Source organism: Tumebacillus permanentifrigoris, from assembly GCF_003148565.1.
Lineage (GTDB): Bacteria > Bacillota > Bacilli > Tumebacillales > Tumebacillaceae > Tumebacillus > Tumebacillus permanentifrigoris.
Genome location: NZ_QGGL01000012.1, coordinates 28,811 through 49,922, shown reverse-complemented (window position 1 = coordinate 49,922; position 21,112 = coordinate 28,811). Strand labels below are relative to the sequence as shown.

Here is a 21,112-nt window from a genome sequence, read left to right as displayed (position 1 = left end):
TTTTCATGCCCGAACAGGCTCTAGAATTCCGTTGCGAGCGTATACGGCAACCCTTGCACACCTTGTTTGGACAGGTTGCGCATCGCGCGGTCGACCATCGTGACGGGCACGTCGAGTTGACGTGCGACATCCATCACCGATTGGATCTCAACACCGGCTTCACGCTGTTGCATCACGTAGACTTCGATGTTCTGTTGCAGCTCACGTTGATCCATCCGTAACCCTCCCCTCGATCACATTCCACGATTCGTTTTTATCTTCCCCCGGCACAGGCGGAGCATGCAACGGCAACGTGCCTGATCGTCTGTGTAACGCCCACCCCAACAAGTAGAGGTCCACCAACACGACCACCGAGACCCACGGCCAATACTCGCGGTAGACCTGAATCTCATGTCCAACGTTGTGTACGATGCTGTCGGTGAGAAACACCCCCAGCAGGGCCAGCAACCAAGAGAGTCGGGTACGAATCTTCACCCGCAGCAGACGAGATAGCAACGCGGAGAGGATCAACAGATACACCCCGACCTTCACAAACATCGCAAATGCCCATACCGACACCAAGATCGGATCGATGCGGTCAAAAAAGTCCCCGACCGCCATCATCTGCACCAACAACAAGGCCGGGTAGACCATGCGCGAGACAAGTGGGGCTGTAAAGATCAGAACGGAACTGATGAAGTACACGTAGTACGTTTCCATCGACAGCAAATACCCATAGATCACGTGCCGGAAGCGACCCTTTTGGACCAAGGGAAACAAAAAGGCGAGCATCGCCCCTTCGGCAAACCATGAAAAGCTCTCCAACACGCCCCACAACACGGGACTTGGCCCACGTGCCAGCAGCGGGAGGAAATTGTTCACGTCCACTTCCTCCAAAACGAAGACCGGGGTGACCCCGACCAAGATCGATTTGATGAACACGACAAGCAACGCAACACGCGCCAATACCTCAATCCCATGAAACGAAGCAAACGCACAGACCGCGAGGAAACCGCCGTAGACCACCCAGTTCGGGGTGCCGGGCAGGAAACTCATCAGGATTACATCGCTGAACACGCGCGTGTTAAAAACCATCCAGTACAGGAGCACCAGACACAAGGGCACGAGCAACAGCGACTCCCAGATCGAAAGCGTTCGCTCGTGGTTGAACAGAGCAGTCCCCAGTCGTGCGAAGAGGCGATACAGTGGGAACAGCACGAGCAGCGCGGCGACCATCGCCAACGGTGGTACCATCCATGCATCCTCATGTGCCTGTTGGAACAGCGGGGAGATTCCGATGGAGATCGTAGTCGATTCCAACGTCAACGACAGGATCGCCGTAAATCCGCCGGGGGAGATCTGATTGTGGCTCATTGAAACTCAACTCCGTTCCCTCGATTGCATAGTGCATGTCAGAATCAGGAATTCTAACCTTGCGTGAACCGTTCACACACTTTGTGGGGAAAGGATTCCAATAGATAGTATGGAGAAATTAGGCTCGATTCAATTCGTCGCATTGCTGATCTTGTTTCAGGTTGGGAGTTACGTGATCTTTGGCTTCGCGTCGTCCGCTAAGCAGGACGCTTGGCTTGTTGCGTTGCTCAGCATGGTCAGCGGCTTGTTCCTGACGTTGATCTACTATGCGATCTATGCACTTTACCCAGGTTTGAATTATGTAGAGATCTTGCGACGAACATTTGGCAGCGGGTTGGGCGGGTTGCTTGGTGCCTGTTACCTCATCGCATTCACCTACGTAGCGGGTCGGGTCTTGCGCGACTTTGGCGAGTTGGTCACGACGTTCATCTTGCCGAGGACCCCGATCCTCGTCGTGCTGTTCTGCTTGGTGTTCGTCTGTTACTACGGACTGAACGCTGGGATTGAGGTAGTGGGACGGGTCGCGGAGTTTATGTTATTTCTGTTCTTGTTTTTCTTGCTGACACAGACCATCTTCCTGACGGGATCTGGCTTGGCGAATTTCGAGTTCCTACTGCCTATCGCACATGACAAAAAAGCGATTGTGCAGAGTCTGATCCCGTTGGGCATCACCGTTCCGTTTGGCGAGACGATCGCCTTCCTGATGTTTTACAACCAAGTGCGAAGGCAAGACATGGTCAAGTTCCTGCTGATGTTCTCCGTGGTCGGAGCCGGGCTGGTGCTGATGTCGCTCAACCTCTTGGCGGTGGCGATTCTCGGGCCCGAGTTGTATGCGCGCAATATCTATCCGATGATTACGGCGGTCCAGCAAGTGTCGGTGGCCGACTTTGTGGAGAGTTTGGATGCGCTGATCGTCATCTACATCGGGATCGCGGCGTTTTTCAAGATCACCGTGTTTATGTACTCCGCAGCGGTCGGAGCGTCCAGTCTGTTTCGCTTGCAGGAGTACCGAACGGTGCTCATACCGCTCTCGGTCGCCGTCCTGCTGTTGTCGACATTCATGTCAAAAAGTCTCCCTGAGCATGTCTTCATCGGACTTAACTGGGTGCCGTGGGTGCTCTGGGTGCCGTTATTTATCATCCTGCCGATCCTCGTGCTAGGGATCGGGATGTTCCGCACGAGAGGGGAGAGAGGACATGTGGAAGCGAAAAACCGCTAGAAAGCACCAGAGCAAGCAGCATGCCGAACTGCTCAACACGGAGAAGCTCAAGCAACAGCGCCTCACCTCCTCCTTGCAGGACAACCTCGACAGCCTCAAAGACCTGTTTGGTCACTCCCCCGACTTGATCACCCGACCGTTTCCTGGCGGGATGGTGCTCTGCATCAAGACGATCGTCGACCTGAAACGCATGGAGGAGTCGGTGCTGGCCACTCTCCAAGACGGCCTGCGCCTCGACAAGCTCGCCGCCGTCGAACTGTTTCGCGTCCAAGACCAAGGGCGCGCTGTGCAGGAGTTGTTGGAAGGCTCTGTCTTGATTTTTCAGCAAAACGCGGAGGAAGCATTCGCGATTCGCATCGGCAATACAGAGCATCGCGCGATCGAAGAGCCGCAGACCGAGTCGGTCATTCGCGGTCCGCGGGATGGCTTCACGGAGAGCATCGATGTGAACCTCGCGCTGGTCAGGCGCCGACTCAAAACGCCAAGCTTGCGCGTCGAGGAATTCAACATCGGAGAAGTCAGTCGCACCAAAGTTCAACTGCTCTCCATCGAAGGTATCACATCATCCAAACTAGTGAACGAGATGCGACAAAGGCTCGAAACGATCAGGATCGACGGCATCATGGAATCCAACTACATCGAGGAATTCATCGAGGACAGCCCGTTCGGACTGTTTCCCACGATTCAGAATACCGAGCGCCCTGATGTGATCTCAGCAGCTCTGCTGGAGGGCCGGGTCGCGCTGTTGGTCGACAGTACCCCGTTCGCACTGGTCGCCCCGTTGACGTTTTGGGGCGCCTTGCAATCTTCGGAGGACTATTACAGCCACTTCACGGTTGCGACGGCGCTGCGCTGGATTCGGTTTGTGTTCTTGTTTATCGCGTTGTTGTTCCCCTCGATCTATGTGGCGATCACCACGTACCACCAAGAGATGCTGCCGACCAACCTGTTGCTCTCGGTCGCGTCGGCGAGGGAAGGGTCTCCATTTCCTGCGCTCGTTGAAGCGCTGATGATGGAAGTCACGTTCGAGGCGCTACGCGAGGCGGGCGTGCGGCTGCCTCGTCCAGTCGGCCAAGCCGTCTCCATCGTCGGGGCGCTGGTCATCGGGCAAGCGGCTGTCGAAGCGGGCATCATCTCTGCGCCGATGGTGATCGTCGTCTCGATCACCGGGATCGCGTCCTTTACGATCCCGCGCTACAACTTCGGGATCGCGATGCGACTTCTGCGGTTTCCGATCATCCTGCTCGCCGGGACGCTGGGTTTGTTCGGAATCGTGATCGCGATCATGATCTTGATGATTCATTTGAGCAGCCTGCGCTCACTCGGTGTCCCGTATCTCTACCCGGTGTCCCCCTTCTCGTGGCAAGGGCTGAAGGACGCGGTGGTCCGCGTGCCGCACTGGGCGAAAAACAGGCGGCCCTTCTTGTTGCAGTCACCTAGTCCCTTGCGCGTGCCCGCTGGGCAGAACCCTGAACCACCGATACAAACCCCGCAGAGCGATGCCAAGGGAGGAACCGACACATGACCAAGCAAAGCCTTTTGCTGACCGCGCTGTTGTCGGCTGCGTTGCTCACCGGATGTTGGGATCGCCGGGAGATCAACGATGTGGGATTCGCGTTGGCGACGGCGATCGATCGTGACTCAAAAGGAACCTTCCAAGTGGCGGTACAAGTCGCCGTGCCGACTGCGCTTTCGCAATCCACACGCGGCATGAGCAACGAAGGACATACACCGGTCATGACGGTCATCTCGCAAGGCAAGGAATTCGACCATCTGCGTGCTGACCTGCAGACCCAAATGAGCCGCAAGCTGAACACCTCGCACCGTCGCGTGTTGGTGATCGGGGAATCGATGGCGAAGTTCGGCCTGCACGACGTCCTCGATGAATTCAGCCGCAATCCGCAGAACCGCTTGCGCACCTATCTGATCGTCGCTCGTGGGCGCAAGGCGAGCGAGCTGTTGAGCATTGAATATCCGATTGAAGCCTACCCTTCCGAAGGGATCCGTGAGATGGAGAAGCTCGGGCTGGGTACGGGCAGTACCCTGCGCGATTTTTTAATCGAGTCCACGATGCCAGGCATGCAACCGATCGTCACGACCTATACCTTGACCAAGCAACAGCCCCACATCTTCAAGATTGACGGCGTTGCCGTGTTTCACGACTTGAAATTGGTGGGCTATCTCGAGGGGCCGGGCGTCCAAGGCGCCTTGATCGTCAAGGAAAAACTCAAAGACTCCGTGTTCACGTTAAAAATTCCATCTGGCGGCGATCACTACATCAACGTGCAAAGCAAGGAAATCAAATGCAAACCGCACGTCGAGATTCAAAACGGCAAGCCGCATTTCTCCTATCACGTCGCGATCCAAGGCATCGTCATGCAGAATACCAGCAAACTCGATCTGATCAACCCCAAGTACATCGAAGAACTCAACGCGGCACTGGCGAAAAAAGTCTGTGAGGATGTCCAAGCGGCGATCGGACAACTACAGAAGCTCAAAAGCGATGGTGTCGGAGCAGGCACCGAACTGTATCGCCACCACCCCGACGAGTGGGACAAACTCAAGGACGACTGGCCCAACCAGTTTGCCCAGCAGCAATTTACCGTCACCGCCGATGCCCAAGTCCGCCAAGTCGGCATGCTGGGGCCACAGTTGGAAATTCCGTCGTCGGAGGTGATCAAGTGAAGATCATGCCCGCGCTGTTCTTCCTCGTCTGCATGAGTTTGATCGCGTGGTGGGACGGCAAAAAAGTTCGCCAAGCCAAAGGCAAGCGCGAACTGATGGTCTACTTGGGCGTGCTCGGCACCGTCACGATCGTCGGCCTGTTGTTTCTGCTCGGGGTGCGATTGCCTAGCCCGACCGATCCGATTGAGAAATTGATTCCATCGTTGTCTTACTTCCGTGGAGAATAAAAAAGACCGCTTCGCAAGTGCGAGCGGTCATTTTTTCGGGTCGTCATCGTCGTTGGTGATGTCCTTCACGGATTCCTTGAATTCCTTGAGTCCCTTGCCAAGCGATCGGCCCAACTCAGGCAGTTTGCTCGGGCCGAAAATCACGAGGGCGAGCACGAGGATCAGGATCAGACCGGGCAAGCCGATATTGGAAAACATGTGCTTCCACCTCCTGGGGGGTTCTGCGCTACGATCTGTTTAGGATGCGTTGTACGCGGCAGGAAATGCGCGAACCAATGCCGCAAATTCCTCAACCGCTTTGGTTTGAAAATGTCCGCTGCGCACCAAGACCGAGAGCGGGCGCGGGAAGCGAAACCCCGCTGGCGAGAGTTGGGCGAGCGTGCCATATTGCAACTCTTTGCGAATGCACCATTTGGAGAGGATCGCGAGGCCCATTCCAGCCTCCACCGCTTCTTTGATCGACTGCGTGCTCCCCATGCTGAACACCTTTGTCGGGTGGACACCAAGTTCGGCCAGCACTTCCTCGGCGATCATGCGCGTGCCAGAGCCAGGTTCGCGCAGGATGTAGCGTTCCTGGCTCAACACATCAGCCGTGACCGACTGTCCGACGAGCGGGTGGTCGGCCGGGGCGAACAACACCATCTCGTCCTCCATCAGCGGGGTCAGCGTCAAATTGCGGTGTACGAGCCGTCCTTCGACCAACCCGATATCGATCGAGTGGTTGAGCGCTTTCTCGCCGATCTCTTCCGTGTTGGCGATCAGCACGCTGACTTCGACGTCCGGGTAGGTTCTGGTGTACTGGGCGAGCACCAGCGGCAGGATGTATTCTCCGATTGTGAACGTCGCACCGATCGTAAGTTTTCCGGTCACTTTGCCGACGAGGTCATCGAGAGCGCCTTTGGCGACAGCAGAGAGGTTGAGGATTTCCTTGGCATAAGGGAGCAGCAATTCGCCAGCGCGGGTTAATTCGACGCGTTTGCTGGTGCGCTCAAACAGTTTGGTGCTGTAGTAGTCTTCGAGCGATTGGATCTGTTGGGAGATCGCCGGTTGGGTCAGGGACAGTGCCTCTGCTGCGCGAGAGAAGTTTTTTTTCTCCGCGACAGTAACGAACACGAGCAGATGAGCGGTGATCACGAGCACAGCACCTCCTGTGTCTGTTGGCAGTCGTACCCCTATTGTACCAGAACTTCCTTGCAGTAGAGTTCTGCGGAGGAGACAAACTACGAACGATGTTTGAAGAAAGGGGATTCCACTATGCGCACACGTTTGATGAAAAGCCTCGCCACCTTGGTGCTCGCGACGACCGTCCTGCTTCCATCTGTCACCTCGACCCCGGCCCATGCGGAGTCAGCCACTTCCTACACCGTACAGCGCGGAGATAGCGTCTGGAAAATCGCCACGAAGTACCAGATCGGCGTCAGCGAGATCGTGCAAGCGAACAACCTCAAAAACCCGAGCATGATCTATCCAGGGCAGAAACTGATCATCCCGCAACTCGATCCGAAAGTGACCAGTTTCCAAAATCGCGTCGTCCAACTGACCAACGCCGAGCGTGCCAAAAACGGCCTCGCCCCGCTGAAGATGAACTGGGAGTTGCAACGCATGGCTCGCGTGAAGTCTGAGGACATGCGCAACCGCAACTACTTCGACCACCAGAGTCCGTCCTACGGCTCGCCGTTCGACATGATGAAGTCGTTTGGCATCAACTACTCCTATGCGGGTGAAAACATCGCAGCCGGGCAGCAGACGCCTGAATCGGTCGTCGCGTCGTGGATGAAGTCACCTGGCCATCGTGCGAACATCTTGAAGGCACAGTATACGCAGATCGGCTGTGGGGTGGCGGTTGGCGGTCAATACGGCTACTACTGGACACAGGAGTTCATCCGCCAATAGGACAGGAAAGCCGCCGGATGCATTCGGCGGCTTTTTTGGTACAATAGGTGTTAATAAGGGTGTAAAAAAGGAGTTAGAGCACGATGGCGATCGAGATGGAAGTGAAATTTCGCATGGATGCGGACGTTTGGGCTGCGATCAAGGCCGATTACGACCGCGAGCAGACTCTGCACCACGTAGAGCGTCAGACCAACCAATACTACGACACCTCAGACCGTCGCCTCGGCGCGTTGGAGGTCGGGCTGCGCTTGCGCGTGTTGGAGGATCGCTCGATCCTCGCGATCAAACGCTCCACAGAGCAAGCGCACAAGCGCGTGGAGATCGAGGAGACCTACGCAGATGGGCCAGACTCCTTGCCGCCGGACAGCCCGGCTCTGCAAGCGCTGATGCAGGAAGTGGGCATCGCCTATGACGACATCGCGCCGCTGGTGATGTTGCGCACCGAGCGTTTCATCTTCGAAATCGAGGAGCAGGGGGTGCGGGCGGAAGTCTGTTTCGATGATGTTTCCATCGTCGGCAGGTGTCGGGAGCACAAACTCTACGAAATTGAATTCGAATTGCTCTCCGGCAGTGAGGAGCGACTCTACCACCTCGTTCACGCCTTCAAAAACCGCTATGGGACGTCTGTCGAGGAGAGTTCCATCCCAAAACTTGTCTATGCCCTGAACCTCGTAAACTGCGACTAATCAAGGCCCAATCTGCAAAAGATACAGGTACTGAGGCACAAAAAAAGACGGAGCTGGTAACCAGCATCCGTCCTCATCGTATCCTTCGACAATGTTTGACAACTAAAAATCCGCGTCAATGAGCCTCGACTATTTTAGCACACCGGAAAGTCTGTCAGCAAGTTTTCAGACAATAGATTCATAAAAAAGTAACATTTTTGATTGACGTTCGTCACTTTTTTGATAGAATTAGGGGAGTATGTGAAATTCGACACAATTAGGGTGGGGAATTATGGCGAAAAAAGTTGTGATTCTAGGCGCCGGCTATGCTGGCTTGTATTGCGCGTTGGAACTGAATAAGCTTGCCACCTCGCAAGACGCTGAAATTATCCTTGTTAATAAACATGACTATCACCAACTGATCACCCAATTGCACGAACCGGCTGTCGGTGCGAAGAACCCGGAGGACATCACGGTTTCGCTGAATGCGGTCCTCGGGGCCAAGCCGATCAAGTTCGTCAAGGACATCGTCGTCTCCATCAACAAGGAAGCGAAGACTGTGGAACTTGGCAACACCACGCTTTCCTACGACTACCTCGTCGTAGCGCTGGGTTCGGAGACGGAGTTTTTTGGCATCCCAGGTCTGAAGGAGTACTCCTTCACGATGAAGTCGGTCAACCAAGCGACCCGCATCCGCGAGCACATCGAGAAGTGCTTCGAGAACTACGCGAAGGAAAAGCGCGATTCGATGCTGACCTTTGTCGTGGGTGGCGCAGGCTTCTCCGGTGTTGAACTCGTCGGCGAACTGGCAGACAAACTGCCGGAGCTCACCGCCAAGTACAACGTGCCGAAGGACAAGGTCAAGATCTACTCGGTCGAGGCTGCTCCGTCGATCATGCCGGGCTTCGATCCAGAACTGGTCGAGTTCGCGAAAAAGTCGCTCGAAGATCGCGGCGTCAAGTTCTCGATCGGCACCCCGGTCGTGCAAGTCGAGCCGGGCAAAGTTCACCTCAAGTCGGGTGATGTGATCGAAACCGACACCATGATCTGGACCGGTGGTGTTCGCGGCGTACAACAAGTCATCGACGCTGGGTTCGAAACCGAACCGCGCGGTCGCGCAAAAGTTGACGAGCACATGCGCGCACTGGGTCACCACGATGTTTGGATCATCGGTGACGCATGCTTCGTGCTCTCTCCGGAAGGCCGTCCGTACCCGCCGACCGGTCAGATCTCCACGCAGATGGGCGAAAACGCTGCGGTCAACATCTACTCGACGATCAAGCACATGAAACTCGAGAAATTCGAACCGCATCTCTACGGTGCAGTCGCTTCGCTGGGGCGCAAGGAAGCAGTCGCCAACCTCAGCCCGAAGTTCAAGCCGAAGGGTTGGGTCGCGTACCGCATCAAGGATGCATCCAAGATGCGTTACCTGTCCTCGATCGGTGCTCTGTTCAAGAAGTAAGCACAACTCAAAAAGTCCTTCCCCGCGTGCGTGGAAGGACTTTTTTTCCAACTACAGGAGGTGTACATACGATGGCCCATAACAACAACAACGATGGCAAACGCGTGAACGTGTACAAGGAAGACAACTGGAACCAGATGAACATTCATGCACACGGTCGCCGCTTCGTCGTCTCAGAAATCTCCTCGACCGAAGGCGAGCACACCTATGACTTCACCTCTCGTCAAGAGATGGTCCGCTGGGCGGAACATCGCTTCAAAGGCCGCGAGGACATCAAGGAATTGCTCGACATCTTCAAAAAAGCCTAAATTCCGGATTCTCCCGACAAATCCGCGCATGCCCATTCCCGGAGACAGCATTCCCCACATATTGTACTGTACAAGATGATTTCACCAATCCTGTATGGAGGGGAAGCTATTATGCTTACCGGTTGGATGTTGTACACCATGTGGGGAGTTCTCGGACTGATCGGGTTGAACTGGCTGGTTGACATGTACCGCGCGTTGGTCGGCAAGACCTTCACGTGGTCCACGTTGACAGACGTGCTCGGTTCCATGATGACCACGGTACTGCCGATGCTGATTCTGGCGTACCTGATGGCGCTGGACCCGACGGGCTGGATTGTGCTGATCGCCTACTACCTGGCGGGCCTCGGCCTCGTTCTGCACAACCTCTGCTCGCTGAAAAAGAAGATGTTCTAACCCTGAAAACGCTCTCTCCAACTGGAGGGGGCGTTTTTTTACAAAGAATGGGACTGAAGACCCATGAGAAATTGAGCCAAGCCATGTAAACTTGAAAGTAAAATAGAATATCTTTTCTGAAAACGGCGTGGTAGGAAGTACTTCCGGTCTGCGAATGATCGAATCCTGACTACAGGAGGTTGGTATCCATGTTTCAGTGCCCAGGTTGTGGAGAGCTCATGGAGATCCTCACGAACTTTCACTGTCTGTCTCATCACGGGATGACAAAAAAGGAACTAATCAACCACTATGGTGCTCCGAAGTACGTTTCTCCGACGATGAGCCGAGATGTCCAGAAGTGGATCAAGGAGTCCTCGATCATCTCGAAGGTAGACTTTGATGTAGCTCAGGCTGCTGCCCGCACGTTGGTCAAGCGCAGCTAGACTCAACACAAGTTCAGAATTGTGATCCCTCTGTCGCCGTAAGCAGGGGGTTTTTTGCATATTACAGGTGGTTATGCTATGAATTAGGAATATACTATGCCAGAGCCTCGGAAATGGCACAGTCCAGAAAGGATGAACGCGATGAGTCAATTTATCACTCGCGAGGAGCAAGGTCTGTACGTCCATGTCCTCCCGACCAAGAAATACAAGATGACCAACATCGTTGTAAACCTGATCCAAGAGTTGAAGGAGGAGACGGCGACCGGCCTGGCGCTGATCCCGTACATCCTGATGCGTGGTTCGCAACACTACCCGACGACCGAGAAGTTGCAACTCGCGCTCGACGATCTCTATGGAGCTTCGTTGCACAGCACGATCGTTAAAAAAGGCGAGCGCCACGTGCTCGATTTCACGATGAGCGTTCCCAATGAAAAGTTCCTGTCTACGGAGGTCAACCTGTTTCAAAATGCGTTGGACATCCTCGCAGGTGTGATGACCGCCCCGCTTACCGAAAATGGCGGCTTCCTGCCAGGGTATGTTGATGCGGAGAAGGAACAGCAGAGAAAGCGCATGGCGGCGATTCTCGACGACAAGACCTCGTATGCGCGCGAGAGATGTCTGGAGGAGATGACGCAGGGCGAGCCATTTGCCATTCCGCGCCTCGGGCGAGAGGAGCAGTTGGCGACGATCACGCCACAGGAACTCTACAACCTCTACCAAGAGGTGCTGAGAACCGCTCCGATGCATGTCTATGTGATCGGTGACGTCGATGCAGAACAGACCGCCGAGCAGTTGTTCCGCGTGTTCCGCTCAGAGGGTGCAGCGCGTGCTGTGCGCGAGGATTTCCAGCCGGTGCAGGTGGAACATACGCCGCGTGAAGTCAAGCGCATCGTTGACCGCCTGGATGTCAACCAGGGCAAGTTAAACGTTGGGTATTGGAGCAATGTCAGCTACGCGTCAGATGATTACGCCGCACTGAGCGTGTTCAACGGGATTTTTGGCGCGTTCCCGCACTCCAAGCTGTTCATCAACGTTCGGGAGAAAAACTCGCTCGCCTACTACGCTTCTTCGCGCAATGATTCGCTCAAGGGGCTGATCTACGTCCAAGCTGGCGTGGAGTTTGAGAACTTTGAGAAAGCGTTGGCGATTATCGAGGAGCAGTTGGAGGAGATGAAGCGCGGGAACATCACCGAGCAGGAGATGGAGTTTACGATCAACGGGTATGTCAACTCCTACAAGACTTCGCTCGACCAGCCGACGACGCTCGCTGACATCCACCTGAACGGGCTGATCGGAGGCAAGGTTCGCAGCACGGAGGAGATGATTGAACTGTTGCATAAAGTCACCGTCGAGGACGTCGTGCGCGTCGCACAAGCTGTAAAACTCGATACGGTGTATATGCTGAGAGACAAGGAGGGAGATTCCCATGCGTGAGATGCGCCATGAACAACTTGAGATCAGCGTCTATCACGAGCAGTTGGCGAACGGTTTGAATGTGTATGTGATTCCGCGCGTCGGCTTCCAGCAGACGTATGCGATGTTCTCGACCCAGTACGGCTCGATCGACCGCGAGTTCATCGTGCCAGGCGATGAGCGGTCGACAGTCGTGCCAGACGGGATCGCCCACTTCCTTGAGCACAAGATGTTTGAGCAAGAGGACGGTGAGGATGTGTTCAACACGTTTGCTCGCTACGGAGCATCGGCGAATGCCTTCACCTCATTTGATATGACGGCGTACCTGTTCTCGTGTACCGACAACGTCTCGGAGAATCTGAACACCCTGCTCGACTTCGTCCAAGCGCCGTACTTCACGGAGCAGACCGTTGAGAAGGAAAAGGGGATCATCGGCCAAGAGATTCGCATGTATGATGACGATCCAGGCTGGCGTGTGTACTTCAACCTACTGGCCTCGATGTACGAGAAGCACCCGATCAACATCGACATCGCAGGAACGGTGGAGACGATCGCACACATCACCAAGGACTCCCTGTACACCTGCTACAACACGTTCTATCACCCGAGCAACATGAACCTCGTGCTTGTCGGGGATGTCGACACCGAGCAGATGATGGCCCTCGTGCGCGACAACCAAGCGGCGAAGGACTTCACCCGCCAGCCGAAGATCGAGCGGATTTTCCCCGAGGAGTCGGCGCAAGTCGCTCGGAAGCGTTTCGAGCAACACATGACCGTCTCGATTCCGAAGGTGCAGTTCGGGTACAAGGACCAGAGCACGGGCTTGAGCGGGCGTGAGTTGTTGGTCAACGAGTATACGACAGCGGTGGGGTTGGAAGCGGTGATCGGCAAAAGTTCTCCGCTGTTCAACCGTCTGTATGAAGCGGTGTTGATCGACAAGAACTTTGGATGGTCGTATGACGTCGGTCTGAATTTTGCACACTCGATTTTTGGCGGGGACAGCAAGGACCCAGAGCGGCTCTTGCACGAGATCCAACAAGGGTTCGCCGAAGTGTTGCAAAACGGCATCCCCGAAGCAGACTTCAAGCGTGCGCAAGCCAAATTGATCGGACGCAGTGTGGCGGAACTCGACTCCCCGCGCGGAATCTGCCGCAACTTCTGCGGCTACCAATTCAAGGACGCCGATTACTTCGACGTGTTGCCTGTGCTGGAAGCGATCACGCTCGAGGATGTGAACCAACGACTGCGCGAACATCTGGTGCCGGATACCCTCGCCGTCTCGCTGGTGTTGCCGAAGTAAGCCTACTCATGAGAAAAAGCCCTCGACCTCAGTCGAAGGGCTTTTTTCTCTAACTCATGGCTTACTTGACGTTCCAGTCGATCGGAACCGCATACGGAATCGGGTCTGGCACGCCCGCCTCTTGGAAGCCCTTGATGCGCAGGAGGCAAGAGTCACAGACGCCGCAGGACGGGTCGGTGCCGAAGTAACAGGAGTGGCTGAACTGTAGCGGAGCGCCGAGTTCGGAGCCGAGTTGGACGATGCCGGCCTTGCTCAGAAACTGTAACGGGGTCTTGATCTGGATGCCTGCACCGTGTGCTCCTGCCGCAGTGCCGACGTTGATCACCTGTTGGAAAGCTTCGATGAACTCGTGACGACAATCCGGGTAGCCGGAGTAATCGAGCGCGTTGACGCCGATGTACATCGCCTCCGCGCCGATCGATTCGGCGTAGGACAGCGCGATGGAGAGGAAGATGATGTTGCGCGCCGGGACATAGGTCGCCGGAATCTCCTGCTCCATCGTCGCCTCATCGCGATTCGTCGGGATCGCTTTGTCCGCATCGGTCAGCGCCGAACCACGGATCATGCCGTTGAGGTCGGCGATGAAGTGACGGTCAGCGACGCCATAGAAGTCGCTGACCTTTTTGGCCGAGTCCAGTTCAATTGCAGCCTTCTGCCCGTAGAAGAACGAGAGCGGGTAGAGGTCATAGCCTTCCTGTTTCGCCACCGCCATACAGGTGGTGGAGTCCAGTCCGCCCGAGAGGATGATGACGGCCTTTTTCGCTGTGGTCATGGGGTTACACTCCTCGTTTGTCCGGGTCCCAGACGATCTTGTGCAGTTGGACTTGGAAGCGAGCATCGAGCTCGTCCGCCAGAATCCAATTCACCATCTCTTCCAAGTCGATCTCGCGGAACACAGGCGAGAACAACAACTGGTAGCCTTTGGACGGATGGATGTCATGTTCGCGGATCAAGTCTACACACCACTCGTAGTCCGCCCGGTTGCCGACGACGAATTTCACTTCGTCGCGCGTTGGGCGGATGTGACGCAGGTTTTCCAAGTGCATGTTTTCACTCATGCCAGAGGACGGAACTTTCATATCCACGATGAAGCGTTGCTTGTCGTGCAGCGCGAATTTCGAGATGTCGATCGAACCATCCGTCTCAATCGAGACTTCATAGCCTTCTGCCCCCAACAGATCCAACAGCAGTTGCATCTCTTGGCGCGGTTGAATCAACGGTTCGCCACCGGTCAGACAGACGCGCTTGACCTTCAACTCGCGAATCTTGTCCATCACGTCAGCAGGCGTGATCGTGTCGCCCTCGAAGTAGGAGTACTTGGTATCACAGTAGGTGCAACGCAAGTTGCAGCCGGTAAAGCGGACGAAAATCGTCGGCAAGCCCGCCGATGCGGTCTCACCTTGGATGGAGAGGAACAATTCATTGAGCCGCATAGAAGTCCTCCCGGTTGATCTCCGCGTAGCAGGATGGCGTCTCCCACAGACGGCACTTCATCAGGCGCACCGGGGTGGCGTTGTCGAGCTGTTGCAAGTAGGAATCGATGATTTCAAAAAAGTGTACGACCATATTCTCCGCCGTCGTGTTGAAATCCATGAGGTCGTTCAAAAAACGGTGGTCATACTTGCCGATAATCTGATCATTGACAATCGACTTGATATCGCCAAAATCGACGACGATCCCGCGATGGTCGGTCAGGCCTTTGATTGTGACTTCCAGCTTATAGGTATGGCCGTGCAAGTTCGCGCACTTGCCGATGTAATCATCCAAACGATGTGCAGAGTCAAAAGTGAAAATCTTCGTCACTGCGACTTCCTTAGTATGGTAAGGGACTTGGGTCATCTTGGTCGCCTCTTTCCCGTTGTAGTCTAAACTCCAATATAGCAAAGTTCCGCGCAGAAAAAAAGAGTCGACCGCAAAAACGGTCCGACTCCTTTTTTTACCGCTTGTTCTGCTCGTGTGCCTGTGCCTGTTCGAGCTTGTCGAGGAAGTACGCGGCTTCGCGCGACATATGGTCCATCAACAGCGGTTTGAGCGTGCCAAGCGCTCGACATTCCTCCAACGTCTCGCGCAAGTGCAGCAGATAGGTGTGGAACACGGAGATGTGCTCGGCGGTCATCGCCATCAAGCGCTCGAGGGAGGGCACCCAGCGCACCTCGCTGCGCACTTTGGTTTTCATCTCCTCCAGCGAGAGGGTCAATTTGTCGAATTGCAGTTTCCAATCGTGCGCCGATTCGAAAATGTCGTTCTCCTGCGGGTCGATGTTGCTGCGAATCACCGCCGCGTGCCCGGAGGAATCTGGCAACCAGAGACTCGCTTCGTGTATCGCCAGCATCGCGCCTTCCAAAAAGCGACCTTGCAGGAGCAACGCCATGACTTTTACGTACTCCTCGCCCTCGCGGATCATGTGGTCGATCAGGGAAGGCGGCAGGTTGATGTCGATCTTGCAAGCGAGTTGGCGGTCGAGGATCGATTGCTTGAACACGAGGAGGCGCTTCGTGAAATCGGCCGCTTGCCGTGTGAAGAGGCGCAGTTGATCGTGGTGGTTTTTGATGTGCTCCAACTGCCCGAGCAACTGCAAAACTTCCTGCTGCAAGGCTACGGTTTGCTTGATGTCAGACGGCTCTGTCGCCGCCAATCCGAGCTTGATAAATTCCGTGTGATCACGGAGTACAGTCAACCAAAACTGGTGCTCCGAAGCCAAATCTTGTTCTGCCAACGGGGATCGCTCCTTATATTTAGAGAGTGGGAGTGGGTTCCCACCCACCATATGACGCCATAGGCTTTTGCGTGCGGGGCTTGCATTCTCTGGCTGATTTGGTTCACAATACTACGGTGTGAAGATGAAAGTGGAGGGGAACCAATGACAGGTAAAACTGAACACGAAGCTCAGATCCAGGCGTTCGGAACGTACCTTGAGGAGAGAAAAAAGTCGCCGGGCACGGTACAAGGAGTGCTGCTCGATCTCGGGCAGTTCGCCGACTTTCTGGCTCGACGCGACAAGCCCTTCAATGAGCTGACGGAAGTGGATGTCAACGAGTTCGGCAAAGAGCTGCGTGAAGGCGGCAAGTCGGAGAAGTTGATCCACCGGAAGTACAAAGCGATCAAATCGTTCTACAAACGGTTGGCCGAACTTGGGGAATCGGCCGATCTGGATGAAGTGATCAGCGAGAGCCGCTCCTACATAATGTCACTGCCGCGGCCGCTGACGATTGACGAGATGAAGCGGTTTGTCATCGCTTGTGGCGATGTGAAGCGGCGGGCGATTTTCACCACGATGTACGAAGCTGGGCTGCGTCCGGACGAACTGAGCCGCCTCATGCAGGAGGACATCTCCTGGGATGACCTGTTCATGGTAGTCAAAAACAAAGAGGGAGAACGTGACAGACTGGTCTTTTTCTCACGCAAACTCAAGGATCTCTTGAAAAAATACATTCGTTCGCACAAAAGCAAGCTCCCGAATGTCTTTGTGGAAGACAAGACGACCGCGATGCGCGTGGGTCGCTTGCAAGTCCTGTTCATCGAAACGGCCAAGGATGCCAAAATTGAAGGACATATCGCGCTCTCCTCGTTGCGCCGCTCTCTGGCCGCGCATATGATCGAGCAGGGCATCGACATCGGGCATGTTGCCCAGATGCTCGGGTTGAAAAACACCACCTCGCTGGAGGTCTTGGTTCCGGCTGGCGGTGTCCGGCAGAACGAGTACCAGAAATTTATCTCGGCATTGGATTTGTAAGGTATTGAGAAAAAGGAACGACCCGCCGCGGCAGGTCGTTCCTTTTATTTATACATATTGATTATTCAAGTTTCCTTATGATAATATACAAGATGTACTTTATATGGAAAATTTTCCGTTTTTTATACGAATGTGGAAAGGGGTTACTGAACATGGGGAAAGCACGTTTACACAAGGGATTGAGTTTGGTGATGGCAGCTACACTGGCGGTCACCTCGGGGATGTCCGCAGTGCCTACAGTCGCGGGGGCGACTACGGTGATTACAGCTTCTGATCCGAATTTTGAAGACGGCTTGCAAAGCCCACTGGATCTCTGCAACGCGGCGCAGACGGCTGCTGAATTCCGTGCGGGATTTGATCAGCTTCCGATCGACCTTGGGGAAAAAACATTTGGCTGACGAGCTATGTGCCCTATGCAGGCTCTGTCACCTGGACGACCAATCACCCGGAGATTCTCAAACTCAACGGCAACTATTCAGCGACCGTGACGCGCCCGGCAGCGGGGAGCCCGGATGTCAAAGTGACCCTGACGGCTACGCTCACGGACGGCCGCACCAAAACGTTCGAAGTCACCGTCATCGCACAAGAACTTCCGATCCCGGTGCAGACGGTCAACAAAGCGACGACTGCTGTGGAGATGCGCAATGCGCTGGTGGATACCGCGCTTGGCCTGAACTTGGTCGGATTTAACGGCCTGAGCGATCAGGAGAAAACGGATGCGACGGTGACGCTCCTGAAGTTCCGCCCCGCTACAGGGTTTGTGTCGACGCAAGAGATCCAAAGTTTCTTGACGAAGTGCGTCAATTACATCCAGAGCATCAATTCGATCAACCTCTCCTATGGAGGTGACCTGACGCAGGTTATGAGCCTCGACATCAGCTCCTTCACCCAGCGCGGGACCGGATTCGTGCAATGGTCCTCTGATCATCCGGAAATCTTCGACACCTCGGAGCGCGTTCTGCACCGCCCGGCGTTCGACCAGAGCCCTGCAACGATCCAGCTGACGGCGACCTTGGATTTCGGTTTCACCACGTATGCGAAGACCTACGAGCTCACCATTTTGCCATTGGAAGCGACTGACCAACAAGCGGTGGCTACTACATCGAGCAAACTGGAGTTGCTATACGCTACGGGTGACAGCGAGCAGCAGGTCAAGCAAAACCTGACGCTCCCGACCCAAGGTCTCTATGGTAGCACCGTGACGTGGAGTTCCTCGAACGCAGACGTCATCAGCACCGACGGCATGGTCCACCGCCAGCATCCGACCATTGGCGACCAAACGATCACGCTGACCGCTCACGTTACACGCAACAGTGTCAGCGTAGACCGTGCGTTCACGCTCACCGTCAAAGCGCTGGAGTACACGCCGCTCGACGAGGCTTGGATCACGGTCGTCAACAACAAAAAGCAAGCACAAGACAGCGTGACTGTGCAAAACACCCAAGCGGGTGACTTGATCAACGTCTATGCAACAGACGGCGCAACACTGTTGGCACAAGTGACCTCCACCGGTTCGATCACGACGATTTCATTGGCAGAACTCGGTCACAAAGGCGGTACGATCTACGTGTCCAACACCCGTGCTGGCTACGTTGAACACAGCGTCGCGAAGCGCTTCCCAGCTGATAACGGCAAGTACCACGAGCAGAAGGCTGATGACAAGCAAGACATAGACGACAACAACTAAGTCACCGCTTCCGAGCGGACACTTCATCAAAAAAGAACCATACGCCCACATGCGTATGGTTCTTTTTTCTTCTTGAAGGGGTTTAGATGTATTTGTCGAATAAAATTTAATCCAATCAATACAAAGCGGAGGTGTGGCATGATCCGAAGATTTTTCAAGCGACAACATCGACTAGGCAGCGAACTGACATACAACTTGATCATCATCGGGATCGTGTTCGCTGTCTTCACCACCAGTTGTTATCTGTTTGTCGAGCAGCATTTTATCGCCTCCTACAAAACCGTGCAAGATCTGGATCGTCTAAATGAAGATGTCGAACTGATCAAGGAAGCGATGATCGACCAAGAGACCGGTCAGCGTGGATATGCGCTGACCGATGACGTATCGTTTCTTGAGCCTTACGACAAGGGGACCGTGCAGTTCAACTACCGGACAATCGACTTGCAGCAATCCTTGCAAGACTTTCCAGCTCTGCGAGCACCGATCGATCGAATGATCAAAGCCGGACAACTCTGGCACGACAGCTACGGTGAGCCAGAAGTTTGGTCCAAAAAGCACAAGCAAGCTGTGACCATCGAGCGATTCAAGGAAGGGAAGCAAGCGTTTGATACCTTTCGCGAGGCGGCGCAAGTTGCCGTCGATGACATCAATGCCTTGAAAACATCCGTCAGCTCGGCGCTGGAGCGTGCGGTGGACTTTGTCTTGCTGGCGATCTCGATGTTATCGATCGTGATCGTACTTGCGACGATGTGGATGATGAATCGCAAGTTTCGCCACATCGTCACACCGATCACCGAATTGGAGCAGTGTGTGCGCAACTATGCCAACCGCGACTTTGATGTGGCGGTGCCACACAGAGACCGCGCCGACGAACTCAGCCAATTGATCAAGGGTGTGGACCGGATGCGTCAGGAGCTCAAGGAGCGCTTTTTACAGACGCAACGACTCGCCGAGCTTGACGGGCTGACCGGGGTACCCAATCGCCGGGCGTATGACCGGGCGGTGGAGGAGTGGGTGGCCACCGCTGCGCACGGGTGTGGCTCATTTTCATTGATTCTGCTCGACATCGATCATTTCAAACGCTTCAATGATACGTATGGTCATCTCGAGGGAGATGCGGTCCTTCGCCATGTTGCCGCTGTGCTCACGGGTCACATCGGTCCACGCGACGTGTTGGCTCGCTATGGCGGTGAGGAATTTGCGATCCTGTTGCTAGATGTCGAAGCGCCAACTTGTTACCATGACGCTGAACGCTTGCGGGCGATGATCGAACGGGAGATTCTCGAGCCCTATCACATCACCGCCTCGCTGGGAGTCGCAGTCTACGAACCAGGTGACAGCGCCGCCCAACTGTTTGAAAAAGCAGACGCTGCGCTGTACCAAGCAAAAGCCAATGGGCGCAACACGGTAGAAGTTCATAAAACGGACATAAAACTCTCAATCTATTCGAAATAGTTTAGAAATAGAGGAAGACTGTGAAACCATTTGGCGTTTCATTCGTCTAATCTAGTACAAGTCTCTTGAAAGAGGTGTGAGAACCGATGTCCATGAACCTGTTTAACGGGGTAATGATTGGCGTATTTGTATTCTCTGCATTGATGGTGTTAGTCAAATTCGCATTTTACAAACGACGGGAGGACGGGATGCGGTCCGCCTACTTTTGGGGAGGAGTTCTGTTTCTCTCGCTAGCGATCACTGACCTTACTTCAAACCTCGTCTACCGTGAGGAACTGCACGAGGTCCAGACGATTCTGTTCCTCGGATTAACCGTCTGGACACTCGCTCTCTCCAAACGTGTGAAAGTTAAAGTTCAATAGAGTATGAGCAAAAGATGTGTGAAATACGCCCCGCGCCGTAAGGTAGCGGGGCGTTTTTTTATGGAGTAAAGCTTGTGAATCTAGCGAAGTTTATGATAACATAAAATCTGATTGTAGAACTGGGTTAATACTACGAAATTCATAAAATGTATTGTGTTAAATTGTGAAGAAGGTGATAGTTTGTCTACGAATATTCCGTCTGAGGATTGGCTCCCCGCCGAACGGCTTTCACGAGTGGAACAGCTGCAGATGATCGCCACAGTGGACCGCTATCTGGAGGAGCATCTATGGAGCCACCGCACGTATCCGTCCACGTGGTCGCGAGGGTTTCAGGTACACAGTGAAATCGTCGTGAACGAGAGCGAACAGGTCGTGCGTCAGGCGAATGTCGATGCCTTCTTGCAAGTTGTAGAGACAGGTGAGCGCATGGAAGCGTACCGCATCAGCATGGTGCGCGTCGGTGATGAAGCTTGGCAAGTGTTTCAGACCTTGCGCGTATAAGGCTTGAGCAGAAACCCTGTGCAACCGGTATTTG

Annotated in this window: 26 protein-coding genes; 18 read left to right on the top strand and 8 right to left on the bottom strand. The window is 54.6% G+C overall.

Annotation, left to right across the window (positions count from 1 at the left end):
• Positions 1-20: 20 nt before the first annotated feature.
• Together C7459_RS14280 and C7459_RS14275 are read right to left on the bottom strand one after the other, a co-directional pair.
• Positions 21-215, bottom strand: a complete 195-nt coding sequence (locus C7459_RS14280; RefSeq protein WP_109689981.1) for a hypothetical protein — start codon at positions 213-215, stop codon at positions 21-23.
• The gene (locus tag C7459_RS14275; protein ID WP_109689980.1) at positions 202-1,353 is read right to left on the bottom strand and encodes a GerAB/ArcD/ProY family transporter; all 1,152 of its coding nucleotides are present in this window, start codon (positions 1,351-1,353) and stop codon (positions 202-204) included. Before C7459_RS14275 ends, C7459_RS14280 begins: the two co-directional genes overlap by 14 nt.
• A gap of 109 nt (positions 1,354-1,462) precedes the next feature.
• Between C7459_RS14275 and C7459_RS14270 the strand changes: the two genes are divergently transcribed.
• The 4 genes from C7459_RS14270 to C7459_RS14255 are packed head-to-tail and all read left to right on the top strand — an operon-like array spanning position 1,463 to position 5,484.
• Entirely contained in the window at positions 1,463-2,572 is a 1,110-nt protein-coding gene (locus tag C7459_RS14270; RefSeq protein ID WP_109689979.1) for a GerAB/ArcD/ProY family transporter, read from the top strand.
• On the top strand, positions 2,550-4,097 hold the full coding sequence (locus C7459_RS14265; RefSeq protein ID WP_109689978.1) for a spore germination protein: 1,548 nt from the start codon (positions 2,550-2,552) through the stop codon (positions 4,095-4,097). The genes C7459_RS14270 and C7459_RS14265 overlap by 23 nt, the downstream gene beginning before the upstream one ends.
• Entirely contained in the window at positions 4,094-5,257 is a 1,164-nt protein-coding gene (locus tag C7459_RS14260; protein ID WP_109689977.1) for a Ger(x)C family spore germination protein, read from the top strand. Before C7459_RS14265 ends, C7459_RS14260 begins: the two co-directional genes overlap by 4 nt.
• Complete coding sequence (locus C7459_RS14255; RefSeq protein WP_109689976.1) at positions 5,254-5,484, top strand: hypothetical protein; 231 nt, start codon at positions 5,254-5,256, stop codon at positions 5,482-5,484. Before C7459_RS14260 ends, C7459_RS14255 begins: the two co-directional genes overlap by 4 nt.
• Before the next feature lie 27 nt (positions 5,485-5,511).
• On the opposite strand, the gene tatA is transcribed toward C7459_RS14255, so the two are convergent.
• Positions 5,512-5,682, bottom strand: coding sequence for a twin-arginine translocase TatA/TatE family subunit (gene tatA / locus C7459_RS14250; protein WP_109689975.1), 171 nt, complete (start codon positions 5,680-5,682; stop codon positions 5,512-5,514).
• A gap of 39 nt (positions 5,683-5,721) precedes the next feature.
• Positions 5,722-6,618 (bottom strand): LysR family transcriptional regulator, encoded by an 897-nt coding sequence (locus tag C7459_RS14245; protein WP_170119473.1) that lies wholly within the window; start codon positions 6,616-6,618, stop codon positions 5,722-5,724.
• 120 nt (positions 6,619-6,738) lie between these two features.
• On the opposite strand from C7459_RS14245, the gene C7459_RS14240 reads away from it, so the two are divergent.
• The 8 genes from C7459_RS14240 (at position 6,739) to yfmH (ending at position 13,340) form a co-directional block, all read left to right on the top strand.
• Positions 6,739-7,377 (top strand): CAP domain-containing protein, encoded by a 639-nt coding sequence (locus C7459_RS14240; RefSeq protein WP_245884554.1) that lies wholly within the window; start codon positions 6,739-6,741, stop codon positions 7,375-7,377.
• Between the two features lie 83 nt (positions 7,378-7,460).
• Positions 7,461-8,063, top strand: coding sequence for a CYTH domain-containing protein (locus C7459_RS14235; RefSeq protein ID WP_109689972.1), 603 nt, complete (start codon positions 7,461-7,463; stop codon positions 8,061-8,063).
• A 271-nt stretch (positions 8,064-8,334) separates the two neighbouring features.
• On the top strand, positions 8,335-9,504 hold the full coding sequence (locus C7459_RS14230) for an NAD(P)/FAD-dependent oxidoreductase (protein ID WP_109689971.1): 1,170 nt from the start codon (positions 8,335-8,337) through the stop codon (positions 9,502-9,504).
• A 71-nt stretch (positions 9,505-9,575) separates the two neighbouring features.
• Positions 9,576-9,812, top strand: a complete 237-nt coding sequence (locus C7459_RS14225) for a hypothetical protein (RefSeq protein ID WP_109689970.1) — start codon at positions 9,576-9,578, stop codon at positions 9,810-9,812.
• 111 nt (positions 9,813-9,923) lie between these two features.
• Positions 9,924-10,205, top strand: a complete 282-nt coding sequence (locus tag C7459_RS14220) for a hypothetical protein (RefSeq protein ID WP_109689969.1) — start codon at positions 9,924-9,926, stop codon at positions 10,203-10,205.
• A gap of 188 nt (positions 10,206-10,393) precedes the next feature.
• Positions 10,394-10,627, top strand: coding sequence for a hypothetical protein (locus C7459_RS14215; RefSeq protein WP_109689968.1), 234 nt, complete (start codon positions 10,394-10,396; stop codon positions 10,625-10,627).
• Positions 10,628-10,768: 141 nt separating this feature from the next.
• Complete coding sequence (yfmF, locus tag C7459_RS14210; protein ID WP_170119472.1) at positions 10,769-12,061, top strand: EF-P 5-aminopentanol modification-associated protein YfmF; 1,293 nt, start codon at positions 10,769-10,771, stop codon at positions 12,059-12,061.
• The gene (gene yfmH / locus C7459_RS14205) at positions 12,054-13,340 is read left to right on the top strand and encodes an EF-P 5-aminopentanol modification-associated protein YfmH (protein WP_109689966.1); all 1,287 of its coding nucleotides are present in this window, start codon (positions 12,054-12,056) and stop codon (positions 13,338-13,340) included. Before yfmF ends, yfmH begins: the two co-directional genes overlap by 8 nt.
• Before the next feature lie 61 nt (positions 13,341-13,401).
• On the opposite strand, the gene queC is transcribed toward yfmH, so the two are convergent.
• The 4 genes from queC to C7459_RS14185 all read right to left on the bottom strand — a co-directional run bounded on the left by queC (position 13,402) and on the right by C7459_RS14185 (position 16,056).
• Positions 13,402-14,112, bottom strand: coding sequence for a 7-cyano-7-deazaguanine synthase QueC (gene queC / locus C7459_RS14200; protein WP_109689965.1), 711 nt, complete (start codon positions 14,110-14,112; stop codon positions 13,402-13,404).
• 4 nt (positions 14,113-14,116) lie between these two features.
• Positions 14,117-14,773, bottom strand: coding sequence for a radical SAM protein (locus C7459_RS14195; RefSeq protein WP_109689964.1), 657 nt, complete (start codon positions 14,771-14,773; stop codon positions 14,117-14,119).
• Positions 14,760-15,179 (bottom strand): 6-carboxytetrahydropterin synthase QueD, encoded by a 420-nt coding sequence (gene queD, locus C7459_RS14190; RefSeq protein ID WP_109689963.1) that lies wholly within the window; start codon positions 15,177-15,179, stop codon positions 14,760-14,762. The genes C7459_RS14195 and queD overlap by 14 nt, the downstream gene beginning before the upstream one ends.
• Before the next feature lie 97 nt (positions 15,180-15,276).
• On the bottom strand, positions 15,277-16,056 hold the full coding sequence (locus tag C7459_RS14185; RefSeq protein ID WP_170119471.1) for a DUF2935 domain-containing protein: 780 nt from the start codon (positions 16,054-16,056) through the stop codon (positions 15,277-15,279).
• 144 nt (positions 16,057-16,200) lie between these two features.
• Between C7459_RS14185 and C7459_RS14180 the strand changes: the two genes are divergently transcribed.
• The 6 genes from C7459_RS14180 (at position 16,201) to C7459_RS14155 (ending at position 21,078) form a co-directional block, all read left to right on the top strand.
• Entirely contained in the window at positions 16,201-17,073 is an 873-nt protein-coding gene (locus tag C7459_RS14180) for a tyrosine-type recombinase/integrase (RefSeq protein WP_109689961.1), read from the top strand.
• Between the two features lie 152 nt (positions 17,074-17,225).
• Entirely contained in the window at positions 17,226-17,471 is a 246-nt protein-coding gene (locus C7459_RS14175) for a hypothetical protein (RefSeq protein WP_109689960.1), read from the top strand.
• Positions 17,472-17,479: 8 nt separating this feature from the next.
• The gene (locus C7459_RS14170; RefSeq protein ID WP_109689959.1) at positions 17,480-18,760 is read left to right on the top strand and encodes an immunoglobulin-like domain-containing protein; all 1,281 of its coding nucleotides are present in this window, start codon (positions 17,480-17,482) and stop codon (positions 18,758-18,760) included.
• Between the two features lie 138 nt (positions 18,761-18,898).
• The gene (locus tag C7459_RS14165; protein ID WP_109689958.1) at positions 18,899-20,215 is read left to right on the top strand and encodes a sensor domain-containing diguanylate cyclase; all 1,317 of its coding nucleotides are present in this window, start codon (positions 18,899-18,901) and stop codon (positions 20,213-20,215) included.
• Between the two features lie 86 nt (positions 20,216-20,301).
• Positions 20,302-20,577, top strand: coding sequence for a hypothetical protein (locus C7459_RS14160; protein ID WP_109689957.1), 276 nt, complete (start codon positions 20,302-20,304; stop codon positions 20,575-20,577).
• A 180-nt stretch (positions 20,578-20,757) separates the two neighbouring features.
• Positions 20,758-21,078, top strand: coding sequence for a hypothetical protein (locus C7459_RS14155; RefSeq protein ID WP_146201007.1), 321 nt, complete (start codon positions 20,758-20,760; stop codon positions 21,076-21,078).
• The last annotated feature ends 34 nt before the right edge of the window (positions 21,079-21,112 follow it).

Excerpts from the sequence above, each read along its gene's own strand:
- C7459_RS14160 (WP_109689957.1), top strand. The coding sequence starts at position 20,302 with ATGTCCATGAACCTGTTTAACGGGGTAATGATTGGCGTATTTGTATTC.
- C7459_RS14280 (WP_109689981.1), bottom strand. The coding sequence starts at position 215 with ATGGATCAACGTGAGCTGCAACAGAACATCGAAGTCTACGTGATGCAA.
- C7459_RS14180 (WP_109689961.1), top strand. The coding sequence starts at position 16,201 with ATGACAGGTAAAACTGAACACGAAGCTCAGATCCAGGCGTTCGGAACG.
- C7459_RS14260 (WP_109689977.1), top strand. The coding sequence starts at position 4,094 with ATGACCAAGCAAAGCCTTTTGCTGACCGCGCTGTTGTCGGCTGCGTTG.
- C7459_RS14165 (WP_109689958.1), top strand. The coding sequence starts at position 18,899 with ATGATCCGAAGATTTTTCAAGCGACAACATCGACTAGGCAGCGAACTG.
- C7459_RS14175 (WP_109689960.1), top strand. The coding sequence starts at position 17,226 with ATGGGGAAAGCACGTTTACACAAGGGATTGAGTTTGGTGATGGCAGCT.
- yfmF (WP_170119472.1), top strand. The coding sequence starts at position 10,769 with ATGAGTCAATTTATCACTCGCGAGGAGCAAGGTCTGTACGTCCATGTC.
- queD (WP_109689963.1), bottom strand. The coding sequence starts at position 15,179 with ATGACCCAAGTCCCTTACCATACTAAGGAAGTCGCAGTGACGAAGATT.
- C7459_RS14275 (WP_109689980.1), bottom strand. The coding sequence starts at position 1,353 with ATGAGCCACAATCAGATCTCCCCCGGCGGATTTACGGCGATCCTGTCG.
- C7459_RS14230 (WP_109689971.1), top strand. The coding sequence starts at position 8,335 with ATGGCGAAAAAAGTTGTGATTCTAGGCGCCGGCTATGCTGGCTTGTAT.
- tatA (WP_109689975.1), bottom strand. The coding sequence starts at position 5,682 with ATGTTTTCCAATATCGGCTTGCCCGGTCTGATCCTGATCCTCGTGCTC.
- C7459_RS14195 (WP_109689964.1), bottom strand. The coding sequence starts at position 14,773 with ATGCGGCTCAATGAATTGTTCCTCTCCATCCAAGGTGAGACCGCATCG.
- queC (WP_109689965.1), bottom strand. The coding sequence starts at position 14,112 with ATGACCACAGCGAAAAAGGCCGTCATCATCCTCTCGGGCGGACTGGAC.
- yfmH (WP_109689966.1), top strand. The coding sequence starts at position 12,054 with ATGCGTGAGATGCGCCATGAACAACTTGAGATCAGCGTCTATCACGAG.
- C7459_RS14240 (WP_245884554.1), top strand. The coding sequence starts at position 6,739 with ATGCGCACACGTTTGATGAAAAGCCTCGCCACCTTGGTGCTCGCGACG.
- C7459_RS14215 (WP_109689968.1), top strand. The coding sequence starts at position 10,394 with ATGTTTCAGTGCCCAGGTTGTGGAGAGCTCATGGAGATCCTCACGAAC.
- C7459_RS14225 (WP_109689970.1), top strand. The coding sequence starts at position 9,576 with ATGGCCCATAACAACAACAACGATGGCAAACGCGTGAACGTGTACAAG.
- C7459_RS14265 (WP_109689978.1), top strand. The coding sequence starts at position 2,550 with ATGTGGAAGCGAAAAACCGCTAGAAAGCACCAGAGCAAGCAGCATGCC.
- C7459_RS14270 (WP_109689979.1), top strand. The coding sequence starts at position 1,463 with ATGGAGAAATTAGGCTCGATTCAATTCGTCGCATTGCTGATCTTGTTT.
- C7459_RS14220 (WP_109689969.1), top strand. The coding sequence starts at position 9,924 with ATGCTTACCGGTTGGATGTTGTACACCATGTGGGGAGTTCTCGGACTG.
- C7459_RS14235 (WP_109689972.1), top strand. The coding sequence starts at position 7,461 with ATGGCGATCGAGATGGAAGTGAAATTTCGCATGGATGCGGACGTTTGG.